The 23,497-nt window shown below is 61.4% G+C and carries 23 protein-coding genes; 10 read left to right on the forward strand and 13 right to left on the reverse strand.

What is annotated here, in order from left to right; all coding sequences use genetic code 11:
- Positions 1-79 precede the first annotated feature (79 nt).
- From K7431_RS05050 to K7431_RS05080, 7 genes are all read left to right on the forward strand, one after another.
- Positions 80-1,069: an NAD(P)-binding domain-containing protein gene (locus K7431_RS05050; protein ID WP_015886225.1), complete on the forward strand. Its 990-nt coding sequence runs from the start codon at positions 80-82 to the stop codon at positions 1,067-1,069.
- A 49-nt stretch (positions 1,070-1,118) separates the two neighbouring features.
- On the forward strand, positions 1,119-1,880 hold the full coding sequence (locus tag K7431_RS05055; protein WP_015886226.1) for a transporter substrate-binding domain-containing protein: 762 nt from the start codon (positions 1,119-1,121) through the stop codon (positions 1,878-1,880).
- 109 nt (positions 1,881-1,989) lie between these two features.
- Positions 1,990-2,709 (forward strand): ABC transporter permease, encoded by a 720-nt coding sequence (locus K7431_RS05060; protein ID WP_015886227.1) that lies wholly within the window; start codon positions 1,990-1,992, stop codon positions 2,707-2,709.
- The gene (locus K7431_RS05065; protein ID WP_015886228.1) at positions 2,706-3,416 is read left to right on the forward strand and encodes an ABC transporter permease; all 711 of its coding nucleotides are present in this window, start codon (positions 2,706-2,708) and stop codon (positions 3,414-3,416) included. The genes K7431_RS05060 and K7431_RS05065 overlap by 4 nt, the downstream gene beginning before the upstream one ends.
- Positions 3,417-3,455: 39 nt before the next feature.
- Complete coding sequence (locus tag K7431_RS05070) at positions 3,456-4,244, forward strand: amino acid ABC transporter ATP-binding protein (RefSeq protein ID WP_015886229.1); 789 nt, start codon at positions 3,456-3,458, stop codon at positions 4,242-4,244.
- 92 nt (positions 4,245-4,336) lie between these two features.
- Positions 4,337-4,954, forward strand: coding sequence for a helix-turn-helix transcriptional regulator (locus tag K7431_RS05075; protein WP_043206001.1), 618 nt, complete (start codon positions 4,337-4,339; stop codon positions 4,952-4,954).
- Positions 4,955-5,068: 114 nt separating this feature from the next.
- The gene (locus K7431_RS05080; protein WP_043206002.1) at positions 5,069-5,698 is read left to right on the forward strand and encodes a glutathione S-transferase; all 630 of its coding nucleotides are present in this window, start codon (positions 5,069-5,071) and stop codon (positions 5,696-5,698) included.
- A 254-nt stretch (positions 5,699-5,952) separates the two neighbouring features.
- Here the strand turns inward: K7431_RS05080 and creD are convergent, their stop codons facing one another.
- From creD to rloA2, 4 genes are read right to left on the reverse strand one after another with little or no spacing between them, the layout of a single operon-like run.
- The gene (gene creD / locus K7431_RS05085) at positions 5,953-7,326 is read right to left on the reverse strand and encodes a cell envelope integrity protein CreD (protein WP_015886232.1); all 1,374 of its coding nucleotides are present in this window, start codon (positions 7,324-7,326) and stop codon (positions 5,953-5,955) included.
- Positions 7,327-7,377: 51 nt separating this feature from the next.
- Positions 7,378-8,817 carry a two-component system sensor histidine kinase CreC gene (creC, locus tag K7431_RS05090; protein WP_015886233.1) on the reverse strand — a complete coding sequence of 480 codons (1,440 nt, stop codon included), beginning with the start codon at positions 8,815-8,817 and terminating at the stop codon, positions 7,378-7,380.
- Positions 8,817-9,485: a two-component system response regulator CreB gene (gene creB, locus K7431_RS05095; RefSeq protein WP_015886234.1), complete on the reverse strand. Its 669-nt coding sequence runs from the start codon at positions 9,483-9,485 to the stop codon at positions 8,817-8,819. The genes creC and creB overlap by 1 nt, the downstream gene beginning before the upstream one ends.
- A 9-nt stretch (positions 9,486-9,494) precedes the next feature.
- Positions 9,495-9,995 carry a retropepsin-like aspartic peptidase RloA2 gene (rloA2, locus tag K7431_RS05100; RefSeq protein WP_015886235.1) on the reverse strand — a complete coding sequence of 167 codons (501 nt, stop codon included), beginning with the start codon at positions 9,993-9,995 and terminating at the stop codon, positions 9,495-9,497.
- Positions 9,996-10,168: 173 nt separating this feature from the next.
- Between rloA2 and K7431_RS05105 the strand changes: the two genes are divergently transcribed.
- Positions 10,169-11,056 carry an acyltransferase gene (locus tag K7431_RS05105; RefSeq protein ID WP_015886236.1) on the forward strand — a complete coding sequence of 296 codons (888 nt, stop codon included), beginning with the start codon at positions 10,169-10,171 and terminating at the stop codon, positions 11,054-11,056.
- On the opposite strand, the gene K7431_RS05110 is transcribed toward K7431_RS05105, so the two are convergent.
- Entirely contained in the window at positions 11,053-11,625 is a 573-nt protein-coding gene (locus K7431_RS05110; RefSeq protein WP_015886237.1) for a DUF2780 domain-containing protein, read from the reverse strand. The genes K7431_RS05105 and K7431_RS05110 overlap by 4 nt on opposite strands.
- A 136-nt stretch (positions 11,626-11,761) precedes the next feature.
- Here K7431_RS05110 and K7431_RS05115 point away from each other — a divergent pair, with 136 nt between their 5' ends.
- On the forward strand, positions 11,762-12,220 hold the full coding sequence (locus K7431_RS05115) for an anti-sigma factor domain-containing protein (RefSeq protein ID WP_043206004.1): 459 nt from the start codon (positions 11,762-11,764) through the stop codon (positions 12,218-12,220).
- Between the two features lie 126 nt (positions 12,221-12,346).
- On the opposite strand, the gene fdhA is transcribed toward K7431_RS05115, so the two are convergent.
- The 8 genes from fdhA to K7431_RS05155 all read right to left on the reverse strand — a co-directional run bounded on the left by fdhA (position 12,347) and on the right by K7431_RS05155 (position 22,196).
- The gene (fdhA, locus tag K7431_RS05120; RefSeq protein WP_015886239.1) at positions 12,347-13,546 is read right to left on the reverse strand and encodes a formaldehyde dehydrogenase, glutathione-independent; all 1,200 of its coding nucleotides are present in this window, start codon (positions 13,544-13,546) and stop codon (positions 12,347-12,349) included.
- A 201-nt stretch (positions 13,547-13,747) separates the two neighbouring features.
- Positions 13,748-14,605, reverse strand: coding sequence for a formyltetrahydrofolate deformylase (gene purU / locus K7431_RS05125; protein ID WP_015886240.1), 858 nt, complete (start codon positions 14,603-14,605; stop codon positions 13,748-13,750).
- 10 nt (positions 14,606-14,615) lie between these two features.
- Positions 14,616-15,248, reverse strand: a complete 633-nt coding sequence (locus K7431_RS05130; protein WP_015886241.1) for a sarcosine oxidase subunit gamma — start codon at positions 15,246-15,248, stop codon at positions 14,616-14,618.
- Between the two features lie 124 nt (positions 15,249-15,372).
- On the reverse strand, positions 15,373-18,390 hold the full coding sequence (locus tag K7431_RS05135; protein ID WP_015886242.1) for a sarcosine oxidase subunit alpha: 3,018 nt from the start codon (positions 18,388-18,390) through the stop codon (positions 15,373-15,375).
- Positions 18,387-18,689 (reverse strand): sarcosine oxidase subunit delta, encoded by a 303-nt coding sequence (locus tag K7431_RS05140; protein WP_015886243.1) that lies wholly within the window; start codon positions 18,687-18,689, stop codon positions 18,387-18,389. Before K7431_RS05140 ends, K7431_RS05135 begins: the two co-directional genes overlap by 4 nt.
- A 15-nt stretch (positions 18,690-18,704) precedes the next feature.
- The gene (locus K7431_RS05145; RefSeq protein WP_010207084.1) at positions 18,705-19,955 is read right to left on the reverse strand and encodes a sarcosine oxidase subunit beta; all 1,251 of its coding nucleotides are present in this window, start codon (positions 19,953-19,955) and stop codon (positions 18,705-18,707) included.
- Between the two features lie 22 nt (positions 19,956-19,977).
- Positions 19,978-21,231, reverse strand: coding sequence for a serine hydroxymethyltransferase (gene glyA / locus K7431_RS05150; RefSeq protein WP_015886244.1), 1,254 nt, complete (start codon positions 21,229-21,231; stop codon positions 19,978-19,980).
- A 236-nt stretch (positions 21,232-21,467) separates the two neighbouring features.
- Entirely contained in the window at positions 21,468-22,196 is a 729-nt protein-coding gene (locus K7431_RS05155) for a TraX family protein (protein ID WP_043206007.1), read from the reverse strand.
- A gap of 90 nt (positions 22,197-22,286) precedes the next feature.
- Between K7431_RS05155 and K7431_RS05160 the strand changes: the two genes are divergently transcribed.
- Positions 22,287-23,327 (forward strand): threonine aldolase family protein, encoded by a 1,041-nt coding sequence (locus K7431_RS05160; protein ID WP_015886246.1) that lies wholly within the window; start codon positions 22,287-22,289, stop codon positions 23,325-23,327.
- Positions 23,328-23,497 lie beyond the last annotated feature (170 nt).

Raw genomic sequence — 23,497 nt, forward strand, 5'->3', positions numbered from 1 at the left:
TTATACAAAGCATCTAAATACGCTTAATCTCTGCCCCAGGTCACACATCCTGTGCCGACAGTTTGCGGGGCAATACGTAATGACGCTTCCCATCTATGACCTTGCCGACCTGCGCACTGTGCTGAAGCGCGACGACATGCTGCGCGTGGTGCGCGATGCCTGTATGCAACATGCCCAACACAACGTCATCAGTGCCAAGTCCGGCGAGCTGCTGTTCCAGGAACCTCCTGGGGACTGTCATATCAGGCTCGGCTATTTGCGGGGCGGGGAAACCTTCGTCGTCAAACTGGCCATGGGGTTCTATGAGAACCCGTCCAAGGGGTTGGACACCAATAACGGGTTGATGCTGGTCTTCAGCTCACACACCGGCAAGATCATCGCCATCCTCAACGATGAAGGCTGGTTGACCAGTTGGCGGACAGCCGCCGCCGGGGCATTGGCGGCGAAGGCCGGCGCTCCGCCACAGGTCACCGCGCTGGGTATTCTCGGCACCGGGCATCAGGCCGAACACCAGGCCCACTGGGCCGCACACCTCCTGGGGACCGACCGGGTGTTTATCTGGGGGCGGGACCCGGCCAAAGCCACCCGGCTGGCAGAGAAACTGGGGCATCACGGTTTGTCGGTTCACGCGCTGGCCACGGTTGAGGAGGTGTTCGAGCACTGCAATGTCGTCATCACCTGCACGCCGTCAACCCAGGCAATTGTTCCGGTGTCCGTCGTAAAACCTGGCACCCATATCGTCGCCCTGGGCGCGGACAGCCAGGGCAAACAGGAACTTGACCCGCACATTCTGGCGATGGCCCAGGTCATCATGACCGACGACCACCGCCAATGCGCCGAGCGCGGTGAACTGGGGCATGCCCTTCGCGCCGGGCTGGTCACCAACACTGCCGACATCTCCCTGGGGCACGTGTTGGCAGGCAGCCTCCCAGGGCGCATCAACGCTGACGACGTGACCGTCGCTGACCTGACCGGCCTTGCAGCCCAGGACATTGCCATCGCCACCCTGGCTGTCGGGTTGGTCCGGGCCGTGGCGCCTGGCGATGCGGACAACGTCACCCCCTCCTAGGTACCGAATCAACACCTGAATAAACAATAACAATAAGGTAGGTATTCAAATGAAAAAGCCGCTTAGTACGATTTCCACAGCATCCCTCTGGCTGCTCTGCACCGTCACGGGTGCGGCACACGCTGAAACACTGCGCATTGCCAGCGAAGGGGCTTATCCACCGTTCAATTACGTGGACTCCACCAACACACTGCACGGCTTCGATATCGACATTGCCAACGCCCTGTGTGAGCGAATGAAGGTCACGTGCACCTTTGTCACTCAGGACTGGGAGGGCATGATTCCCGCGCTGCTGGCGAAAAAATACGACGCCATAGTGGCCTCGATGAATGTCACCGAAGAGCGCAAAAAGAAAATCGCCTTCACTAACCGCTATTACCGCACACCGTTGTCGGTCGCCGTGGCCAACGACTCAGGCATCCGCGATGCCCAGACCGACTTTAAAGGCCTGACGGTGGGCGCCCAGTCTTATTCGACACAAGCCATCTACGCCGAAGAACGCTATGGCGCGGCCGGCGCCACGGTGAAGCTCTATCCCTCCCAGGACGAAGCCGCCAGCGACCTGGCGGCCGGGCGCCTGGACGGCGTCATCGCCGACAAATACCCGCTGCTGGCATGGGTAGAAAGTGCCGGCAAAGACTGCTGCAAGGTCCTCGGGGACATTTACGGCACCAACACCGATGCGGCCATTGCGGTACGCCAGGAAGACGTCGCGTTGCGCGAGCGGCTGAACCGGGCGCTGGACGAAATCGTCGCCGATGGCACTTACAAAAAGATCGCCAGCCGCTACTTCGCCTTCGATATCTATTGACCTTCGGGGCCCGGGCACTGGCCCGGGACGCTCCTCCGGCACTGCGGCGCCGTGCTGATCTAGAGCACCGCACGCCCGTGCAGGTCAAATTTCGCGAGAGGGTTCTGGCATGCTCGAACAACTGTCATTGTTATCTTTTGCCAGCGATGGCTGGGGCTCGGCGCTGCTCGCAGGTGCGTTGGTCACGATCGCCCTGGCCCTCGCCTGCGTGCCGCTCGGTTTGCCGCTGGGCCTGGCAGTAGCGCTGGCTGCGCGGTCCAGACGGCGCTGGTTGCGGACTGGAGCCACGGCATTTTCCACGGTATTCCGTGGACTGCCCGAACTACTGACCCTGCTGATCATTTATTACGGCTGCCAGATCGCCGCACGAAAGCTATTTGCCGCCATGGGTTACCAGGGCGAGGTAGCCATTAACACTTTCGTCGCGGCCATGATTGCCTTCAGCCTGGTGTTTGCCGCGTTTTCCAGCGAGATCTGGTTAAGCGCCCTCAAGACACTGCCCAAGGGTCAGCTGGAGGCGGCCGCCATGCTGGGCTTGTCCAAAGGCACGACCTTTCGCAGGGTGGTCCTGCCACAACTGACACGCATCGCCTTGCCCGGCCTGTCGAACAACTGGTTGTCACTACTCAAGGACACCTCGCTGGTTTCGACTATCTCCCTGGTCGACCTGATGCGCCAGACCAGCCTGGCGGTCAGCGTGACCAAAGAACCCATGCTGTTCTACACCGTGGCCTGCTTGGGCTATCTGTTTTTCTCGGCGTTGTCCGGCCGCGTGTTCCATGTGCTCGAACGCTGTTTCAGCCGCCACCAACAGAGTGCCAAGCCATGAACATCGAGAATCTGTTGAGCGCGCTGCTCAACGTGGCGTTGCTTGAACGTTACGCCCCACGCTTTATCGACGGCTTGCTGGTAACCGGCAAACTGGTGGCGATTTCTTTCAGCCTCGGGGCATTACTGGGTCTACTGATTGCCTTGGGCCGCTTGTCGACCTATCGCTGGGTGCGCGGCTTCACTGGCGTCTATGTGTACTTCTTTCGCGGTTCGCCGCTGCTGGTCCAACTGTTCATGCTGTATTACGGCCTGGGGTCTTTCAAAGGCTTCTGGCAAGAGGTCGGTCTCTGGTGGTTCTTCCGGGATGCCTGGCTCTGCACCCTGCTGGCCTTCACCCTGAACACGGCGGCCTATCAAGCCGAGATCATGCGCGGTGCCCTGACCGCCATCGCACCGGGCCAGCGCGAAGCCTCGCAAACCCTGGGTCTGTCTCGCTGGACCACCTTGAGAAAAGTCATCCTGCCGCAATCGCTGCTGGTCGCCATCGGTCCGCTGGGTAACGAACTGGTCCTGATGATCAAGGCCAGTTCCATCGCTTCGCTGGTCACTATTTATGACCTGATGGGCGTTACCAAACTGGCCTTCTCACGCACCTTCGATTTCCAGATCTACCTCTGGGCGGCGGTGCTGTACCTGGTCATCGTCGAAGTCGTCAGGCGCGCGCTCAAACGACTGGAACGGTCACTGAGCAAGCACATCGGGTAATCCGTTCTCCCCCCCACACTGCGGTCCAGAGGGCTAGTCATGAATTCGTACATCACCGCACCAGACGGTCTTTCCCTTTCCGCCCCGCCCACGCGAAACTCCGTGGTGCAAATCAGCGGATTGAACAAATGGTATGGCAACTTCCAGGTCCTTCACGCCATCGACCTTAACGTCAGCCAAGGTGAGCGCATCGTTCTGTGCGGCCCTTCCGGTTCGGGAAAGTCGACCTTGATTCGCTGCATCAGCCGCCTTGAAATTGCCGAGAGCGGGGTCATCCGAGCGCTGGATACCGACCTCGGGAAACCTTCGCCGGCCAGGCATAAAGCGTTGCGCGAGATTGGCATGGTGTTCCAGAACTTCAACCTGTTCCCCCACATGACGGTCCTGCAAAACTGCACCCTGGCCCCGATATCGGTACGCGGCCTGTCACGCAGGCGCGCCGAAGAACACGCACGGCATTATCTGAGCAAGGTCGGCATCGAAAGCCAGGCGAACAAGTACCCCAGCCAACTTTCAGGCGGCCAGCAACAGCGGGTCGCAATCGCCAGGGCACTGTGCATGGAGCCGAAAATCATGCTGTTCGACGAACCCACCTCGGCACTCGACCCGGAAATGGTCAACGAAGTGCTGGACGTCATCGTCAAATTGGCCGACACCGGCATGACCATGCTGTGCGTCACCCACGAAATGGGCTTCGCTCGCCAGGTCGCCGAACGGGTGCTGTTCCTCGACGCGGGACGCATTGTGGAAGACCTGCCCCCAGAGCAGTTTTTTACCGAGCCCAAGAGCGACCGGGCTCAAGCCTTCCTGGCGCAGATCCACCGCTGAGCGCGCAGGTATCGCCAAGACCGGACAACCTGTCAAAGGCAGGGTCGACTCCGTACAATCAGTCCCTTCACATTCAAGTGCTTTATTTCCCCATGGCCAATATCGCGTTCATGAATGCAGCGGCAGACGGCATCGCTGCCTTGCTTTTTCCCGACCTGGAAGCGGTGGTTCACGATATCCGCAGCGGATTGATCGTGCACATCGCGAATGGTTTCTCCAAGCGCAAAGTCGGGGATGCCTCCCTGATTTGCAATCTGCCGGAGCTGGACCAGGGGCTGGATGTCATCGGTCCGTATGAAAAGGCCGGCCCCAATAACCGCACGCTGCGCTCAATCTCTATCGCGGCCCGCTCCGAAGAGGGCGACATCGTCGCCCTGCTGTGTCTGAACTTCGATATGACGGCGTTATCCCAGGTGCAAAAGCTACTCAGCGGCTTCGCCGTGGGCCTGCAACCTCAAGCGCGACCCGCGCCGTTGTTCAGCGCGGATTGGCGGGAAAAGCTCAACGACATCGTCGAGGCCATATCCGTCGAACACTGCGTGCGGCGACGTGACTTTGGTCGCACCGAGATCATGTACGCCCTGGCCCAAGCCAGAGCTAATGGCCTGCTGGACATTCGCAACTTCGTCGATTATTTCGGCGAGTACTTCGATATTTCCCGGGCCACGGTTTACAACTACTTGAGAGCAATCCCGCCAGAAAAAAACTAACCACCGGCCTCATTGGGCACTGATTAAACTGGGTGCCCTGGCGTGCTCCGCCGATAAACCCGGCGCGGCTGAGGACGCCGTCGGTTACCCCACTGCTCTTTCCGAGGAATGCCCATGTCCACTCCCAGCATGACCTTGTTCCACAACCCCGCTTCGCCGTTTGTGCGCAAAGTCCGCGTGCTGTTGATCGAAACCGGCCAGCAGGACCGCGTCGCCCTTCACGGCTGCATGCCGACCCCGGTCAACCCGGATGCGCAGCTGGTACAAGACAACCCCGTGGGCAAGATCCCAGCGCTGCGCCTGGCCGACGGCACGGTGCTGCACGACAGCCGGGTGATCCTCGATTACTTCGACCACCAGCACGTCGGCAACCCGCTGATCCCTCGTGACGGCTCGGCCCGCTGGCGCCGCCTGACCCTGGCCTCGATGGCCGATGGCATCATGGATGCCGCCGTGCTGGTGCGTTACGAAAGCGCCCTGCGACCGGTGGAGAAGCATTGGGCCCCGTGGCTCGACGAGCAGCGCAACAAGATCCGTCGCACCCTGGCCGAGTTAGAGGCTGATGCGATTGCCGAACTGACCAGCCACTTCGACATCGCCGCCATCAGCGTGGCCTGCGCCTTGGGTTACCTCGATTTCCGTCACCCTGATATGCAATGGCGGTCGGATACCCCGCAGCTTGCCGCGTGGTACGCCGAGGTCAGCCAGCGGCCGTCGATGTTGGAGACGCAACCGCCCGTGTGACCTCAAGACTCCCCCCGCGCCGGGCCGACAGTCTTTCTGTAGTGAGCGGGCTTGCCCCGCGCTGGGCTGCGCAGCAGCCCTAATCAAGCAACCCAGGGTGTATCAGGCACGCCTCAGCGGCTGGTTTTGGGGCTGCTGCGCAGCCCAGCGCGGGGCAAGCCCGCTCACTACACGGGGTCCGCGTAGATCAGGAAATAGCTGATTTATCCTGGCCACCAACTGCGCCTTCATCTGCTGATCCTCCCGCAATCCGATCATTGCACTGCCTCCAGGTCAAACTCCAATGGGGCGGTCACCTTGCGCTTGCCCACGCCATACCAGTCCAGTTTGCGCGTCAGCACCATCACCGTGCCCAGCAGGCCGAACAGCAGCAGCGAGCCCATCAGCAACGCGTAATCTTCGGCACTCAGCAGCCCGTACAGCAAGCCATACAACGCCGCCAGCCCGGCAGAAAAGCCCAGGCCATGGGTCACACTGCGCAGTACGTGGCATACGTAGAAGCCAATCAACACCACACAGGCGCTCGCCGAGATCAGGTAGGCCAGAGCGAAGCCTATGTGCTCGGACAACGACAACAGCAGCAGGTAGAAAAACGCCAGCGCAACACCCACCAAGGCGTATTGGATCGGGTGCACCGCCAGGCTTTTGAGCACTTCGAACAGGAAGAAACCGGCAAACGTCAATGCGATGAACAGCAGCGCGTATTTGATCGCGCGGTCGCTCTTGAGGTACTGATCCACCGGGTCGATGAAGTTCACGCCGAAGCTGCGGTTGTTGAAGTCCTCACAGCCTTGCTTGTCCAGGCAGGTTTGCAGGGCTTGTTCGAGGTTGGTGGAGAAGAATGAGGTCTGCCAGTTGGCGGTAAAGCCGTTGTCGGTTACCTCGCGTTGTGCCGGGAGAAAGTTGCCGATGAAGCTGGGGTGCGGCCAGTTCGAGGCGAGTGACACCTGGCTGGTCTTACCCACCGGCACCACTTGCAGTTGTTCGGTGCCTTGCAGGCGCAGGTCAAAGGCAAAGTCCACCACATAGGGCTTTTTGCTGTCCTGCTCCGGCAGCGCCACGTGCACGCCCTCACCCAGCCAATCCACCTGGGAGCCCGGTTCGAACTCCAGGCGCTGGCTGCCCAGTTCCAGCTTCAGCGCGTTTTCGATGCCACGAATATCGCTGATACCCACCGCCAGAAACGCCGGGTCAAAGCGGTAATCGGCATAGTCTTCAGTGATGCCCAACTGCGCAGGCAACTCGAAACGCCCGCTGATGCGGTTGTCGGCATGGAACAGCCGCGCCTGGTAGATGCCCCGTGCGCGCAGCTCGGTTTGCACTTTACCGTCAAGCTCAAAACGGTCCGGCAGGAAATACAGACGACCGCGCTCTTCACGGGTGACTTCGTAGCGTTTGTTGAGTTTTTCATTGAGCTTCCACTCGCGCACGGTCTTGCGATACGGCACCACCATCACCGGGCCGGTGAGGCGCTGGGCGTAGCTGGAGCTGCGGGCAATGTCCATCAGGACGCCATCGCGCAGTTGCTGGCGGTCACTGATGATGCCGTTGATCATCAGCAATGGAATCAGCAACAGCAGGATCAGCAGCGCAATCGCGCCAAGTTTGAAAAGCAGGCTGCGGTTCATGGGTCTCTCCCTGTTTTGATGGGGAGAGTCTGGGCAGCCTGTGTGGGGGATTTATGTGGGCAATGTGGAGACTGTGTGGAGATGCAGTACCACCTGCACGCCGCCTTCGACATTGCCGATCTGCAGCGCGCCGCCGTGCAGCTTCATCACTTCCTCGACAAAGTTGAGGCCCAGGCCGGTGCTTTTGCGCCCGCTGGCCGGGCGTGGCAGTGAGTAGAAGCGCTCGCTCAGGCGTGGCAGGGCGTAGTCGGGAATCGGCGCGGCCTGGTTGAACAGGCTCACCTGCACGTCGTTGTGTCGCGTCTGTGCGCCGAACCTCAACAGGCCGCCGGGCGGTGTGAAGTCCAGCGCATTCTCCAGCAAGTTGCCCAGTGCCTGACGCAATAAGAAGGGTTCGCCATAGACCTTCACATCCACCGCAATCGCTTGTTCGATTTGCAGACCAGCACCTTCAATTCGCGCACATTGGGCGTTGAGCACCTCATCGACCATGGCCGCCAAGGGGATGCTGGCCTGCGCTTCCAGGCCCTGGCGTTGCTCGACCTGCGCCAGGTTCAGCAAGCGTTCGATCAACTGCTGCAGGCGCGCGCTTTCGCTGTCGATATTGCCGACGAAGCGCTGCTGTTGTTCGCGGGTCATATCGCCCTGCAACAGCTCGGCCGCACCGCGTATCGCGGCCAATGGGCTCTTCAATTCGTGGGTCAGGGTGTGTACGTAGTGTTCGACGTAGGCTTTGCCCTCCAACTGCGTGCGCATGTGCTCCACGGCGGTGGAGAGCTGCTTGAGCTCACCGCCACGGTAATGCGGCAACTCGGCACGCCGGCCCTCGCTGACCGCCTGGGCGTAAGCCGTCAACCGACGTAGCGCAACGCTCAGCCACCACGACAACAGTGCACCCAGCAGCAGGCCCAGAATCACCAAGCCGGCGCCATACCACAGCAGGCGACGCTCGGTGCGGTCGACATAGGGCTGCAACGAGCTATTGGGCTTGGCCACGGTGACCACGCCGATGATCTGGCCGTTGTCACGGATCGGCGCACCGACGTGCATCACCGACGAGGTAGGGTCATCCAGTTCGCCGCGGGTGGAACGGGCGCCGTATTCGCCGCGCAGGGTCAGGTACACGTCGTTCCACTTGGAATAGTCCTGCCCCACCGCTTCACCCGAGGAGTCGAGCAGCACGGTGCCCTTGGCGTCGGTCACGTAGATACGGTGGTTGACCTGGTTTTTCGGCAGCCCCCAGATGGTCGCGCCCGGTTGGCGATTGCCATAGGCCTTGAGCAGTTCCGGCCAGTGGCTTTGGCCGAGGGTGCCGTTCTTCACGTCATCGCGCAGGATCTCGGCCAGCAGGTTGGCAGTGTCCACCAAGGTTTCTTCGGTGGATTGGCGCACACCGGGGCGGATTTCCTTCATCACGGTGCTGAGCACAAAATAGCCGGTCAGGCCGATAAACAGGGCATACACCAGGAAAATCCGCAGCCCCAGGCGCATCAGCTGTTGCTCGGGCTGTAGCTGTAGCCAAGGCCGCGATGGGTCTGGATCGGCTCGGCATCGGCGGCCACGCTGCGCAACTTGCTGCGCAGGCTTTTGATGTGGCTGTCGATATTGCGTTCGTAGCCCGCATCGGCCGCCACACCGACCGCATCCAGAAGTTGCTCGCGGCTGAAGACGCGCTCGGGCTGTTCCAGCAGGCTTTGCAGCAAGCGGAATTCATGGCGTGTGAGGCTCAAAGGCTGGCTGCGATAACTGATCTGCATGCGCTCCAGATCAACCTGGAACACCGCAGGCGCAGCACTTGGGCCGATCCGCTTAAGGATCGCCCTGACCCGCGCCGTCACTTCCCGTGGGCTGAACGGCTTGACCACATAATCGTCGGCGCCGATCTCCAGCCCCACCACTCGGTCGATCTCGCCATCCCGGGCACTGAGGAACATCACCGGCACTTCGCTGAACCGGCGCAGTTGCTTGCACGTTTCAAACCCGGTGATGTCCGGCAGGCCGATGTCGAGGATGACCAGGTCGGCCGGCGTCTGGCGCTGATAGGCCAGCGCCTCCTGGCCGAGGCTCAGCCAGGTGGTGGTGAAGCCCTCGCCTTGCAGGGCGAATATCAGTGTGTCGGCTATCGCCGCTTCGTCTTCGACAATCAGGATATGCGGCATGGTGGTCCGTCAGCAGTCCGGTTTGTCCGCAGTGTAACGACGCGCCGGGTTTACCGCAGCGCCGAATTCACGCAGGGCCTTGGCGCCGATCAGCAACGGATAGTTGAAGCTGCTGCGGTCGGTGAGGTTGACCTCGACGGTGCGCTTGACGTTGCCCAGGCACATTTCGAGGTCGACCACCGGACGTTTGGCCACAGTCGGCTCGTCCTTGTCGTCGTCTTCGTCGGCGCGGCTCTTGATCTTGCTGATGCGCGAGACTTTGTGTTCGTAGACTTTATTGGACGCATCCTTGCCGCCGAGGCGGAAGCGCACCCAATCGTCGCCATCACGGGTGAAGGTCTCGATGTCGCGGGCCGACAGCGAGGCGGTCAGCGCGCCGGTGTCCATCTTGGCCTTGAAGGTTTCGCCGATCTCCGGCAACTGGATGTATTCGTAGCGACCGTAAAGGGTCGGTTCGGCGGCCATGACAGGCAGGGCAGCCAGGGCGAGGGAGGCAAGGAGCAGTTTCACGAAGTGATTTCCTCGGAAAGAAGTAGGCGGATTCTAGACCGCAAAGGCAGCACTTAGTTAGCTCACCCCAGCATAACCGGCACATTGTGAAACATTCGTCCGGCGAATTGGGATTTGGCCTCTAGACTCAAGCTGCTTATCATGGCCCGCCCACAGGATTCCAAGAGTTACTTATGCGCCGCCTGCTCACCGGCTGTTTCGTCTCACTGCTGCTCTTGCTCAACACCCTGGTCCTGATAGGCCCGCTGATGGTGTTTGCCCTGCTCAAGCTAGTGGCCCCCGGCCGCTATCGTGATTACATGTCGTGGGCGGTGATGTGGATCGCCGAGACCTGGGCAGAGATCGACAAGCTGATTTTCGCGCTGTGCATCCCCACCCAATGGGACATTCGCGGCGGCGGCGATTTGCGCGGTGACACCAGCTACCTGGTGATCAGCAACCACCAATCCTGGGTCGACATCCCGGCGCTGATCCAGGCCCTGAACCGGCGCACGCCGTTCTTCAAATTCTTCCTGAAAAAAGAGCTGATCTGGGTGCCTTTCCTGGGCCTGGCCTGGTGGGCGTTGGACTACCCGTTCATGAAGCGCTACACCAAGGCGTTCCTGGCCAAGCACCCGGAACTCGCTGGGCAGGACTTGAAGATCACCCAGGAGGCTTGCGAGCTGTTCAAGCGCCAGCCGGTGACGGTGGTCAATTACCTGGAAGGCACGCGGTTCAGCGAGGCTAAGCGCAAGCAGCAGGCGTCGCCGTTTGCTCGCTTGCTCAAGCCCAAGGCGGGCGGCGTGGCGTTTGTGCTGGCGGCGCTGGGAGAACAGCTGGACGCCGTGCTGGACGTGACCGTGGTCTATCCGCAGCAAAAGATTCCGGGGTTCTGGGACTTGATCAGCGGCGCGGTGCCCAAGGTGATCATTGACATCCAGACCCGTGAGTTGGATCCGGCATTGTGGCAAGGGGATTACGAAAACGATCCGGCGTTTCGCCAGACCGTCCAGCACTGGGTCAACCAGCTCTGGACGGAGAAAGACGCGCGCATCGAGCAACTGCGCGCGGAGCGTCTTTAACTGCCGGTGCCCCAGGCCTGGGCCAGCTTGCCCAGCAACGAGCTGTTGGCACCCTGCCCGCCCAGGTATTGCAGGATCACCGGGGCAAACTGGCCGACCATCCCACTGTCCATGCCCAGGGCGCTGAACGCGGTGTTCAGGTCGTTGGTGTTCTTCACGTTACCCAGCAAACCGTCCAGGCCGCTGGTCTTGCTGCCGCCGGCCTGGCCGAGCATCCCGCTCAACGCCCCGAGGCTACCCAACGCATTGTTGCCCGACAGTTGGTCGAGGCCCGGCACACTATTGCCCAGTTGCGAATAGTCGTTGCCGCTCAGTTTGTTCTTGGCCAGGCCCAGCATGGCGCCTGTACCGCCTACGGCTTGTTCAGGAGTGATGTTCAGTTGCGAGGTCAGGGCGCTGAGCAGCCCAGCCGTCTCGGAAGACGGTGCCGCAGCAGCCGCCTTGTTGTTGCCACCCTGCATGCCGGAAATGGCATTGGCCGCGTCGCCAAGGCTGAACCCTGCCGCAAACACCGGGCCGGCCGCCAGGGTCATCAGGCAGGAAAGGGCGAAACCGCGTGAAATCTTCATCGAAACAACCTCTGGGTGTAGGGGCGAAAGCAGGCGTTTGACTGGGTATCCGGCACATTGTTCCGGGTCGGCCGAGGAACCCAATCGGCCTACCAGAGTCCATGAAATGACTTCAAGACTTGCCAGGAACAGCCATATGAGCGCCAGCCGCCCCCAAGTAATTGAACAAAAAAAACCATTCTGGAGCCGCCCGCGCGTGTTCATAGGCGTCTGCGTGGCCATCGTCGCCGGGCTCGGCGGCGCGCTCTACACCCAAGACAACGTCAAGTCTGCCGCCACCCTGGTGACCACTGCCCAGCAACCCGCGGCACAGATCATGGCGCACAAGGACTACCTCGAAGTAGAACCGATCGCCACGGCAGCGGCTGAGCCGGATCGCAGCCTGGAACTGTGGGCCATGCCCGAAGGCAGCGCACCGGTGTCGCTTGGGCTGCTGCCGGAAGATGGCAAAGGCATTATCGGACTTAACCCGCGTCAGCAGAAAAGCATCCGCAAGCCGGTGGAGTTGATGGTGAGTTCGGAGACCAAGGGTGGGTCGGTGAGCAAGCAGCCGACAGGGCCAACCGTCTACCAAGGCGCCCTCGCCTACCGCTGAGACCACAAAAACCTGTGGGAGCGGGCTTACCCGCGAAAGCGGTAGGTCAGTCAAAGAGGCTTTAACTTAACCACCGCATTCGCGAGCAAGCCCGCTCCCACAGTTGGATTGCTGTGTGCCTGAGCGTTATGCCGCGCTGAAGAGTTTGTGCGGGTCAATCACAAACTTCTTCGGTACACCCGCATCAAACTCGCCATACCCACGCGGGGCATCATCCAGGCTGATCACCTGCACGCCGACGATTTCGGCAATGTTGATACGGTCCCACATGATCGCCTGCATCAACTGGCGGTTGTACTTCATCACCGGTGTCTGCCCGGTGTGGAAGCTGTGGGATTTGGCCCAGCCCAGGCCGAAACGGATGCTCAGGCTGCCCATTTTCGCGGCGGCGTCCACAGCACCTGGGTCTTCGGTGACGTACAGGCCGGGGATGCCAATCTTGCCGGCCACGCGCACGACGCCCATCAGTGAGTTGAGCACCGTGGCCGGTGCCTCTGCCTTGACGCCGTCATGGCCGTGGCCGCGTGCTTCAAAGCCCACACAGTCAACAGCGCAGTCCACTTCCGGCTCGCCGAGCAGTGCGGCGATCTGTTCGTGCAGCGGCGTGTCTTGGGACAGGTCGGCAATTTCAAAGCCCTGGGCCTTGGCGTGAGCCAGACGGATAGGGTTGACGTCGCCGATGATCACCACGGCAGCACCCAACAGGCGGGCGGAAGCCGCAGCGGCCAAGCCCACAGGGCCGGCACCGGCGATGTACACGGTGCTGCCAGGGCCAACGCCGGCAGTGACGGCGCCGTGGTAACCGGTCGGGAGGATGTCGGAGAGGCAGGTCAGGTCGCGGATTTTCTCCATGGCCTTGTCACGGTCTGGCAGTTTCAGCAGGTTGAAGTCGGCGTACGGCACCAGCACGTACTCGGCCTGGCCGCCGGTCCAGTCGCCCATGTCGACATAGCCGTAGGCGCCACCGGCACGCGCCGGGTTGACGGTGAGGCACACGCCGGTGTGTTGTTCTTTGCACGAGCGGCAACGGCCGCACGCCACGTTGAAAGGTACCGAAACCAGATCACCGATCTTCAGGTTTTCGACATCGCTGCCCTTCTCGATCACTTCACCGGTAATTTCATGACCGAGCACCAGGCCGGTCTGGGCAGTGGTACGGCCGCGCACCATGTGTTGGTCGGAGCCGCAGATGTTGGTGGAGACCACGCGCAGGATGACGCCGTGCTCAATCTTCCTGCCACGGGGGTCCTGCATTTTGGGATAGTCGATTTTCTGTACTTCGACCTTGCCGTTGCCGAGATACACGACACCACGATTACCAGACATGCTTTCACCTCGCTGTTGTTTTTATGGAACTGCGTTGCCCATTTGGGTGGGCAGCGCGTTTAAGTGCTCGGGTACAGATGCTGTTTTCTTGCGTTGTTTGTGAGGGCTTCATCGGGGGCAAGTCCCCTCCCACATTCGACCGCATTCCAAAGGCAGAACTTGGTCAACTGTGGGAGGGGGCTTGCCCCCGATTGGCGCCAGTCAGAGCACCACCGTCCGATTGGCGTTCAAAAACACCCGCCGCTCAATGTGATACCCCACCGCCCGAGCCAATGTCAGCCCTTCGATATCCCGCCCCTTGGCAATCAAATCCTCGGGATAGTGGCTGTGATCCACCACCTCCACACCTTGGGCGATGATCGGCCCTTCATCCAGATCGTTGTTGATGTAATGCGCCGTGGCGCCCACCAACTTGACCCCCTTGTTGTACGCCTGGTGATACGGTTTGGCGCCCTTGAACCCCGGCAGCAACGAGTGGTGAATGTTGATCGCTTTGCCATCCAGCTTGCGGCACAGCTCCGGCGACAGCACTTGCATGTAGCGCGCAAGGATCACCAATTCGGCGCCGGTGTCTTCCACCACTTGCCACACCTGACGCTCCTGGGACGGTTTGTCGTTGGGGTCGAGGGGGAAATGGTAGTAGGGAATCTGGTGCCAGTCGGCCAAAGGTTTCAAATCGGGGTGGTTGGACACCACCGCAACCACGTCCATCGACAGTTGGCCGATGCGCTGGCGGTACAGCAGGTCGTTCAGGCAGTGATCGGCCTTGGAGACCATGATCACCACTTTTGGCCGGTAGTTCGGCGCCGTCAGCTCGAAGATCATGCCAAAGGCTTCGCCACGAGTGGCCAGGCCATCGCGGAAACCCTGCTCGTCAAAACCGTCGGGCTGGGGGAATTCCACGCGAATAAAAAATCGCCCGGAAAGCCGATCATCGAACGAATGGTGCTCGGTAACGTAGCAACCCTGCTCGAACAGATAGCGGGTGACCGCGTCCACCGTGCCGAGCACGCTGGGGCAATCGGCGGTCAAAATCCATGTATCGGGTGCGCGGCTCATGGGTGATTCCTCAGGCTTGGACGCTCAGGCCGAATTCAGCCGAGGCATCCTGCAGCCACAACCACCAGTAATCCGAGAAGCTGCGACGGATCACCAGCTCCCAGGTGTCTTCAGCCGTGTGGCGGATCACCAGTTGCGACTTGGCGAACACCGTGCCCACCGCCTTGCCCACCGGGAAGTTGTTGGGGTGCACGTCGTAGCTGGTGGACTTCATCAGCACATCGCGCACGTTCGGGCCGCTGAGCTCAAGGATCTGCTGGCCGCCGCTGACGTTGACGATCTGGATATGCAGGTCGCCCAAGGCGGCACGCAGGTTTTGCTCGGCGGCGAATTCTTCACCGCTTGGCACGACCAGCAGCCACTCATCCGGGCCGAGCCATTGCAAGCTGGTTTCGCCTTTGAGGATGACCTGCAGGGCGCCTGGAAGCTCAATACCGAGGGCTTTGTGTACGCCGGCGGCGAAGGCTGCATCGTGGCCATCGCCACGAAGGGTCAGGTGGCCAAGGAGTTTCTTTTCACGCACGGTCACGCCGGCGTTCTTGCGGCCCTTGCCGATCAGGCTGGCGAGGTCGGCATGGTGCAGCGACGACTCGGCTTTGGCGCCGGTGGTGGGGCGTTGTTGGTATACGTTGGCTGCTGTCATAGAGCACCTGTCCTGAATTCTATGGTGACTGTTCTGGCCTCATCGGGGGCAAGCCCCCTCCCACAGGGGAATGCATTTCAACATGTGGGAGGGGGCTTGCCCCCGATGCAGGCGACTCGGTCTATCAAATGTTCTGCCGTTCACCTTTCGGATCAAAGAACACCGAGGACACAATCTCCGCCTCGATCACGCTGCCATCCGCTTGCGGCGAGAACACCCGCTCACCGATGCGCTTCAAGCCGCCCTTCACCACCGCCATCGCAAACGAATAGCCGAGGGAGTTGTGGGCATAGCTCGAGGTGACGTGGCCGACCATCTTCATCGGGATCGTCTGCTTCGGATCGAACACCAACTGCGCGCCTTCCGGCAGCCACACGGTTGGGTCGATCGGCTTCAAGCCCACCAGTTGCTTACGCTCTTCACGCACGCAGTCTTCACGGTTCATCCCACGCCAGCCGATCCACGAGAACGGCTTGGTGCGGCCGACGCACCAGCCCATGTTCAGGTCGTCCGGGGTCATTGAGCCGTCGGTGTCCTGGCCGACGATGATGAAGCCCTTCTCGGCCCGCAGCACGTGCATGGTTTCGGTGCCGTACGGGGTCAGGTTGTACTTTTTGCCGGCCTCGACGATCTGTTCCAGCACGCCCATGGCATAGTCGGCCTGCACGTTGACTTCGTACGACAGCTCACCGGTAAACGAGATGCGGAACACTCGCGCCGGCACACCGCCGACCAGGCCTTCTTTCCAGGTCATGAACGGGAAGCCGTCCTTGTCCAGGTCGATGTCGGTGACCTCACTCAACAGCTTGCGGCTGTTGGGGCCGGACAGGGTCATGGTCGCCCAATGGTCGGTGACCGAGGTGAAGTACACCTTGAGGTCTGGCCATTCGGTCTGCTGGTAGATTTCCAGCCACTGCAGCACGCGGGCGGCGCCGCCGGTGGTAGTGGTCATCAGGAAGTGGTTGTCGGCGAGGCAGGCAGTGACGCCGTCGTCGAAGACCATGCCATCTTCTTTGCACATCAGGCCGTAGCGCGCCTTGCCCACGTCGAGCTTGGTCCAGGCGTTGCTGTAGATGCGGTTGAGGAACTCACGCGCGTCCGGGCCCTGGATGTCGATCTTGCCGAGGGTCGACGCGTCCAACAGGCCGACGCTGTCGCGCACGGCCAGGCATTCGCGTTTCACCGCGGCGTGCAGGTCTTCACCGTTGCGCGGGAAGTACCAAGGGCGTTTCCACTGGCCGACGTCTTCAAACTCGGCGCCGTTCTTGACGTGCCAGGCTTGCAGGGCGGTGTAGCGCACCGGTTCGAAGATGTGCCCACAGTGACGGCCCGCCACCGCGCCGAAGGTCACCGGCGTGTAGTTGGGGCGGAACATGGTGGTGCCCATCTGCGGGATGGTCACGTTCAGCGAGCGCGCAGCAATGGCCAGACCGTTGACGTTGCCCAGCTTGCCCTGGTCGGTGCCGAAGCCGAGCGCGGTGTAGCGTTTGACGTGCTCGACCGACTCGAAACCTTCGCGGGTCGCCAGTTCGATGGCGGCGGCGGTCACATCGTTTTGCAGGTCGACAAATTGCTTCGGTGCCCGTGCAGTCGGTTTGTCGTGCGGCACTTGGTACACCGCCAGCGTCGGCTCTTCCAGACGGCTCAAGGCTTTGGGCAGCGTGCCTTCCACCGGGGCGAAACCCGCTTCACTGGCCGCGCGCACGCCGCCTTCGAAACCATCGGCGAGCGAATCGCCGAGGCTATAGACGCCGTTGATGCCGCCGACGCACACGCGTTTCTGCGGGGCTTCACCCGGTACGAAACCGAGGATGTCTTCACGCCAGGTCGGCTTGCCGCCCAGGTGCGAGGCCAGGTGGACCACCGGGCTGTAGCCGCCGGAGCTGGCCACCAGGTCGCACTCCAGCCACTCGCCTGGGCTGGTGACTTTATGCGCTTTCACATCGATCGCGGCCACACGGGCAGCGGTGACGTGCTTGCTGCCACGGGCTTCGATCACGGCGCTGCCGGTGAGGATACGAATGCCTTTGGCGCGGGCTTCTTCAACCAGGGCGCCGCGTGGGTTGTGGCGCACATCAGCCACTGCCACCACTTGCAGGCCAGCGTCGAGCCAGTCCAGCGCAACGCGGTAGGCGTGGTCGTTGTTGGTCGACAACACCAGTTTCTTGCCCGGTGCTACACCGTAGCGGCGCACGTAAGTCGAGACTGCACCAGCGAGCATGTTGCCCGGCACATCGTTGTTGCCGTACACCAGCGGGCGCTCGCACGCGCCGGTCGCCAGCACCACACGCTTGGCGCGGACACGGTGGATACGCTGGCGCACCACGCCAATCGGCGCACGGTCACCGAGGTGGTCGGTAAGGCGTTCGTGAATGGTCAGGAAGTTGTGGTCGTGGTAGCCGTTGACGGTGGCGCGAGGCAACAGCACCACGTCCGGCAGCGCCTTGAGTTCCGCGATAACGCTGGCAACCCATTCCGCAGCCGGCTTGCCGTCGAGGCTTTCGCGCGAGTCCAGCAGCGAACCGCCGAACTCTTCCTGCTCATCGGCGAGGATCACGCGGGCACCGCTGCGCGCAGCCGCCAGGGCAGCGGCCAGGCCGGCGGGGCCTGCGCCCACCACCAGCACGTCGCAGTGACGGTTGAAGTTGTCGTAGGTGTCCGGATCGTTCTCGGTCGGCGAGCGGCCAAGGCCAGCCGCCTTGCGGATGTACTTCTCGTAGGTCATCCAGAACGATTGCGGGTACATGAAGGTCTTGTAGTAGAAACCCGGCGGCATCAGCTTGCCGCCGACCTTGCCGAGAATGCCCATCACGTCATTGTTGACGTTCGGCCAGCCATTGGTGCTGGTGGCGACCAGCCCCTGGTACAGCGCCTGTTGCGTGGCGCGCACGTTAGGGATTTGCGTGGCTTCGGTCGCACCGATCTGCAGCACGGCGTTCGGCTCTTCGGCACCGGCGGCAAAGATGCCACGAGGGCGCGAGTACTTGAAGCTGCGGCCGATGATGTCGACGCCGTTGGCCAGCAGGGCTGCGGCCAGGGTGTCACCTTCAAAGCCTTTGTAGCTCTGGCCGTTGAAGGTAAACGTCAGGACTTTATTGCGGTCGATGCGGCCACCGTTGGACAGGCGATTGGTCTGGCTCATACCTTCTCTCCAGCAGCCTTGGCGGTGAATTGCGGCTTGGTGCCGATCTTGTAGGTTTCAAGAATTTCGTAGGTCAGGGTGTCGCGGGTCGCGTTGAAGTACTGGCGGCAACCGGCGGCGTGAATCCACAGCTCGTGGTGCAGGCCACGGGGGTTGTCGCGGAAGAACATGTAGTCGCCCCACTCTTCATCGGTGCAGGCGTTCGGGTCCAGCGGGCGCGGGATGTGCGCTTGGCCGGACGCGTGGAATTCCTCTTCGGAGCGCAGTTCGCCACAGTGAGGACAGAAGATATGCAACATAGGGAATTTCTCCTGTTAGTGGGCGACGGCCGCAGCGCCGTGTTCGTCGATCAACGCACCGTTGTGGAAACGGTCGATGGAGAATGGCGCGGCCAACGGGTGCATTTCGCCCTTGGCGAGGCTGGCGGCAAACACGTTGCCTGAGCCCGGCGTGGCCTTGAAGCCACCGGTGCCCCAACCGCAGTTGAAGAACATGTTCGGCACCGGGGTCTTGGAGATGATCGGGCAGGCGTCCGGCGTGGTGTCGACGATGCCGCCCCACTGGCGGTTCATGCGCACGCGGGACAGCACCGGGAACATCTCGACGATGGCCTGGATGGTGTGTTCGATCACCGGGTACGAGCCACGCTGGCCGTAGCCGTTGTAGCCGTCGATACCGGCGCCGATCACCAGGTCGCCCTTGTCGGACTGGCTGATGTAACCGTGCACGGCGTTGGACATGATCACGCTGTCGATAATCGGCTTGATCGGCTCCGACACCAACGCTTGCAGCGGGTGGGATTCGATCGGCAGACGGAACCCGGCGAGCGAAGCCATGTGCCCGGAGTTACCGGCGGTCACCACACCGACGCGCTTGGCGCCGATAAAGCCCTTGTTGGTTTCCACGCCGATGCACACGCCGTTTTCCTTGCGGAAGCCGATCACTTCGGTCTGCTGGATCAAGTCCACGCCGAGGGCGTCGGCGGCACGCGCAAAGCCCCACGCCACGGCATCGTGACGGGCGACGCCGCCGCGACGTTGTACGGTGGCGCCGAGTACCGGGTAGCGGGTGTTTTTCGAGCAATCGAGGTACGGGATCTCGTCGGCCACTTGCTTGGCGTTGAGCAGTTCGCCGTCCACGCCGTTGAGGCGGTTGGCGCTCACGCGGCGCTCGGAATCACGGATGTCCTGGAGGGTGTGGCACAGGTTGTAGACGCCACGCTGGGAGAACATCACGTTGTAGTTCAGGTCCTGGGACAGGCCTTCCCACAGTTTCATCGCGTGCTCGTACAGGTGGGCCGACTCGTCCCACAGGTAATTGGAGCGCACGATGGTGGTGTTGCGCGCGGTGTTACCGCCGCCCAGCCAGCCTTTCTCGACCACCGCCACGTTGGTGATGCCGTGTTCTTTTGCCAGGTAGTAGGCAGTCGCCAGACCATGCCCGCCGCCGCCGACGATGACCACGTCGTAGACCTTTTTAGGGGTCGGCGTGCGCCACATCTTCTGCCAGTTTTCGTGGTGGCTGAGTGAGTGCTTGAAGAGGCCGAAGCCTGAGTAGCGTTGCATAGTCATTACTCCAAAACCGCGCTCAGCGATAAACCGGGAAATCAGCGCACAGGGCAGACACGTGCTTGGCCACGTTGGCCTCGACATCGGCATCACCGAGGTTGTCGAGGATGTCGCAGATCCAGCCGGCCAGTTCGATGCACTGCGGCACTTTGAAACCACGCGTGGTCACCGCCGGGGTGCCGATGCGCAGGCCCGAGGTCACGAACGGCGACTGCGGGTCATTCGGCACGGCGTTCTTGTTGACGGTGATGTGGGCGCGACCGAGGGCGGCGTCCGCCTCCTTGCCGGTGAGGCCCTGACGGATCAGGCTGACCAGGAACAGGTGGTTATCGGTGCCGCCGGACACTACATCGTAGCCGCGTTTGATAAATACGCTGGCCATGGCCTGGGCGTTGTCGATCACTTGTTGCTGGTAGACCTTGAAGCCAGGCTCCTGGGCTTCCTTGAAGCACACGGCCTTGCCGGCGATGACGTGCATCAGCGGGCCGCCCTGGGCGCCAGGGAATACGGCAGCGTTGAGTTTCTTCTCGATTTCTTCGTTGGACTTGGCCAGGATCAGGCCGCCACGGGGACCGCGCAGGGTCTTGTGGGTGGTGGTGGTGACCACATCGGCGTACGGCAGCGGGTTCGGGTACAGGCCGGCGGCAACCAGGCCGGCAACGTGGGCCATGTCGACGAACAGCAGCGCACCGACCTTGTCGGCGATGGCGCGAAAGCGTGGGAAATCCAGGGTCTTGGAATAGGCAGAGAACCCCGCCACGACCATTTTTGGCTTGTGTTCGACGGCCAGGCGTTCGACTTCGTCGTAGTCGATCAGGCCGGTGTCGGTGTTGATGCCGTACTGCACGGCGTTGTACAGCTTGCCCGAGGACGACACCTTGGCGCCGTGGGTCAGGTGACCGCCATGGGCCAGGCTCATACCGAGGATGGTGTCACCGGCGTTCAGCAGCGCCAGGTACACCGCGCTGTTGGCGGAGGAGCCGGAGTGCGGCTGCACGTTGGCGTAATCGGCACCGAACAGCTGTTTGGCGCGCTCAATGGCCAGGGCCTCTACTTTGTCCACGTGCTCACAGCCACCGTAGTAGCGCTTGCCCGGATAGCCTTCGGCGTATTTGTTGGTGAGGCCACTGCCTTGGGCTTCCATCACGCGTTTGCTGGTGTAGTTCTCTGACGCGATCAGCTCGATATGATCTTCCTGACGCTGCTCTTCGGCATTCATGGCCGCCAGCAGTGCGTCGTCATATCCCTGGATCTGGTCTTTTTTGCTGAACATCGCGTCTCTCCCAGCCTTTCGTATTGTTGAGGCCCATGCAGGGCCCTTTGATGCGATGGTAGGGCTGGTGCAGACAGGTCAAATGCCTACGGACGCCACGCAAAGGTGCGTTTACGACATGGCAGGAACAACGCGGAAAAAATGTGGGAGGGGGCTTGCCCCCGATAGCGGTGGATCAGCTTGCACATGCCGTGGCTGACACCACCCTATCGGGGGCAAGCCCCCTCCCACACCGGTTAGGCGATGATTTGACGGACGAGTAGCAGCAGCAGGAAATGCAGGGGATAGAGGGCATACGCCCAGCGACGCATGGCCGGTGGCGAGGTGTTTTGGGTGTGTCGCAACAAAACCAGGCCGAGCAGCGGCGCAAGCAGGCAGGCGCTCAGTCCCATCAGCGCCACCGGCGTGCCGCTATCGAGCAGAATCTGCCATTGATTGGCAGCCACACACAGCAGCCCCGGCAACACGCTGAAATACCATGGCCGACGAAACACCCATAACATCGCCCACGGCAGCAATACACCGAAAAACCCGAACATCAGGTGTGTGGAAAATACAGCGCCGATCATGACGGCAATCACCGCCAATCCCCGATCAAAAAGCGTCTTCTGCTGCCATCCTCTGGCAACCAGCAACCCCAGCGCCAAGGTCGGCAACACATTCAACGTATCAGCATCGTCGATAAACATCCGATAGGGCACTTCGCTGATCACACTGAACAGCAGCAGCCATCCCAGGTAACGCCATTGGCCCGTGACAGGTGCGTTTCTCGCCCGATGCAAATTCGCCGCAATCGCCAGGCAAAACCACGGAAACGCCAAGCGGCCCGGCACATACAGGCCATCCAGGCTCAAACCGACATACCGCAGGTGGTCCAGCACCATGCTCACCAGCGCCAGCCACTTGAGCAGATCCAGAGCGCCATCACGGACGCGTCCGACAGGCATCGTTTCAGTACCGTGCATAATTCCCCAGTGACTTTGCATTTACAGTGCGTGCGCACCCGCGACAATCTTGGTTACAGTGCGCACCAACATCGACCACAGGAATGGGCCATGACCGACAAGAGCCAGCAATTCGCCAGTGACAACTATTCCGGTATCTGCCCGGAAGCCTGGGCCGCCATGGAACAAGCCAACCAGGGTCATCAGCGCGCCTACGGCGATGATGAATGGACCCACCGCGCCGCCGACGGTTTCCGCAATCTGTTCGAAACCGACTGCGAAGTGTTCTTCGCCTTCAACGGCACCGCCGCCAACTCCCTGGCGCTGTCCTCTTTGTGCCAGAGCTACCATAGCGTGATTTGCTCGGAAACCGCCCACGTCGAAACCGACGAATGCGGCGCGCCGGAGTTTTTCTCCAACGGCTCCAAGCTGCTCACCGCCCGCACCGAAAACGGCAAGCTGACCCCGGAATCGATCCGCGAGATCGCCCTCAAGCGCCAGGACATCCACTACCCGAAACCGCGCGTAGTCACCCTGACCCAGGCCACCGAAGTCGGCAGCGTGTACACCCCGGAAGAAATCCGCGCCATCAGCGTGACCTGCAAGGAACTGGGGCTGAACCTGCACATGGACGGCGCACGCTTCTCCAACGCCTGCGCGTTCCTCGGCTGCTCACCGGCGGACCTGACCTGGAAGGCCGGCGTGGATGTGTTGTGTTTTGGCGGCACCAAGAATGGCATGGCCGTGGGTGAAGCCATCTTGTTCTTCAACCACAAGCTCGCCGAAGACTTCGATTACCGCTGCAAACAGGCCGGCCAGCTGGCGTCGAAAATGCGCTTCCTGTCCGCCCCGTGGGTAGGCCTGCTGGAAAACGACGCCTGGCTCAAGCATGCCCGCCACGCCAACCACTGCGCCCAGTTGCTGAGCAGCCTGGTGGCGGATATTCCCGGTGTGGAGCTGATGTTCCCGGTGCAGGCCAACGGCGTGTTCCTGCAACTCTCGGAACCGGCCATCGCCGCGCTGACCGCCAAGGGCTGGCGCTTCTACACCTTCATCGGTAAAGGCGGCGCACGCTTCATGTGTGCGTGGGATACCGAGGAAGAGCGTGTAAGAGAATTGGCGGCGGATATTCGGAAAGTGATGGAGGCCTGAAACGACGGGCCTTTCAGCCTCTTAGCAGAGACTGTTTGTACGTGTTTCTGACAGTATCTATCTACCCCCTGCCTTGGATAGGATCTCTGCACCCCGAACGAATGGACGCGTTCTTTCGGGGCTGACTGCCTGCCGAATAGTCGGCTGGAAATGGAAATCCGATAGAGGGC

This window comes from Pseudomonas fluorescens group sp., from assembly GCF_020093335.1.
GTDB lineage: Bacteria > Pseudomonadota > Gammaproteobacteria > Pseudomonadales > Pseudomonadaceae > Aquipseudomonas > Aquipseudomonas petroselini.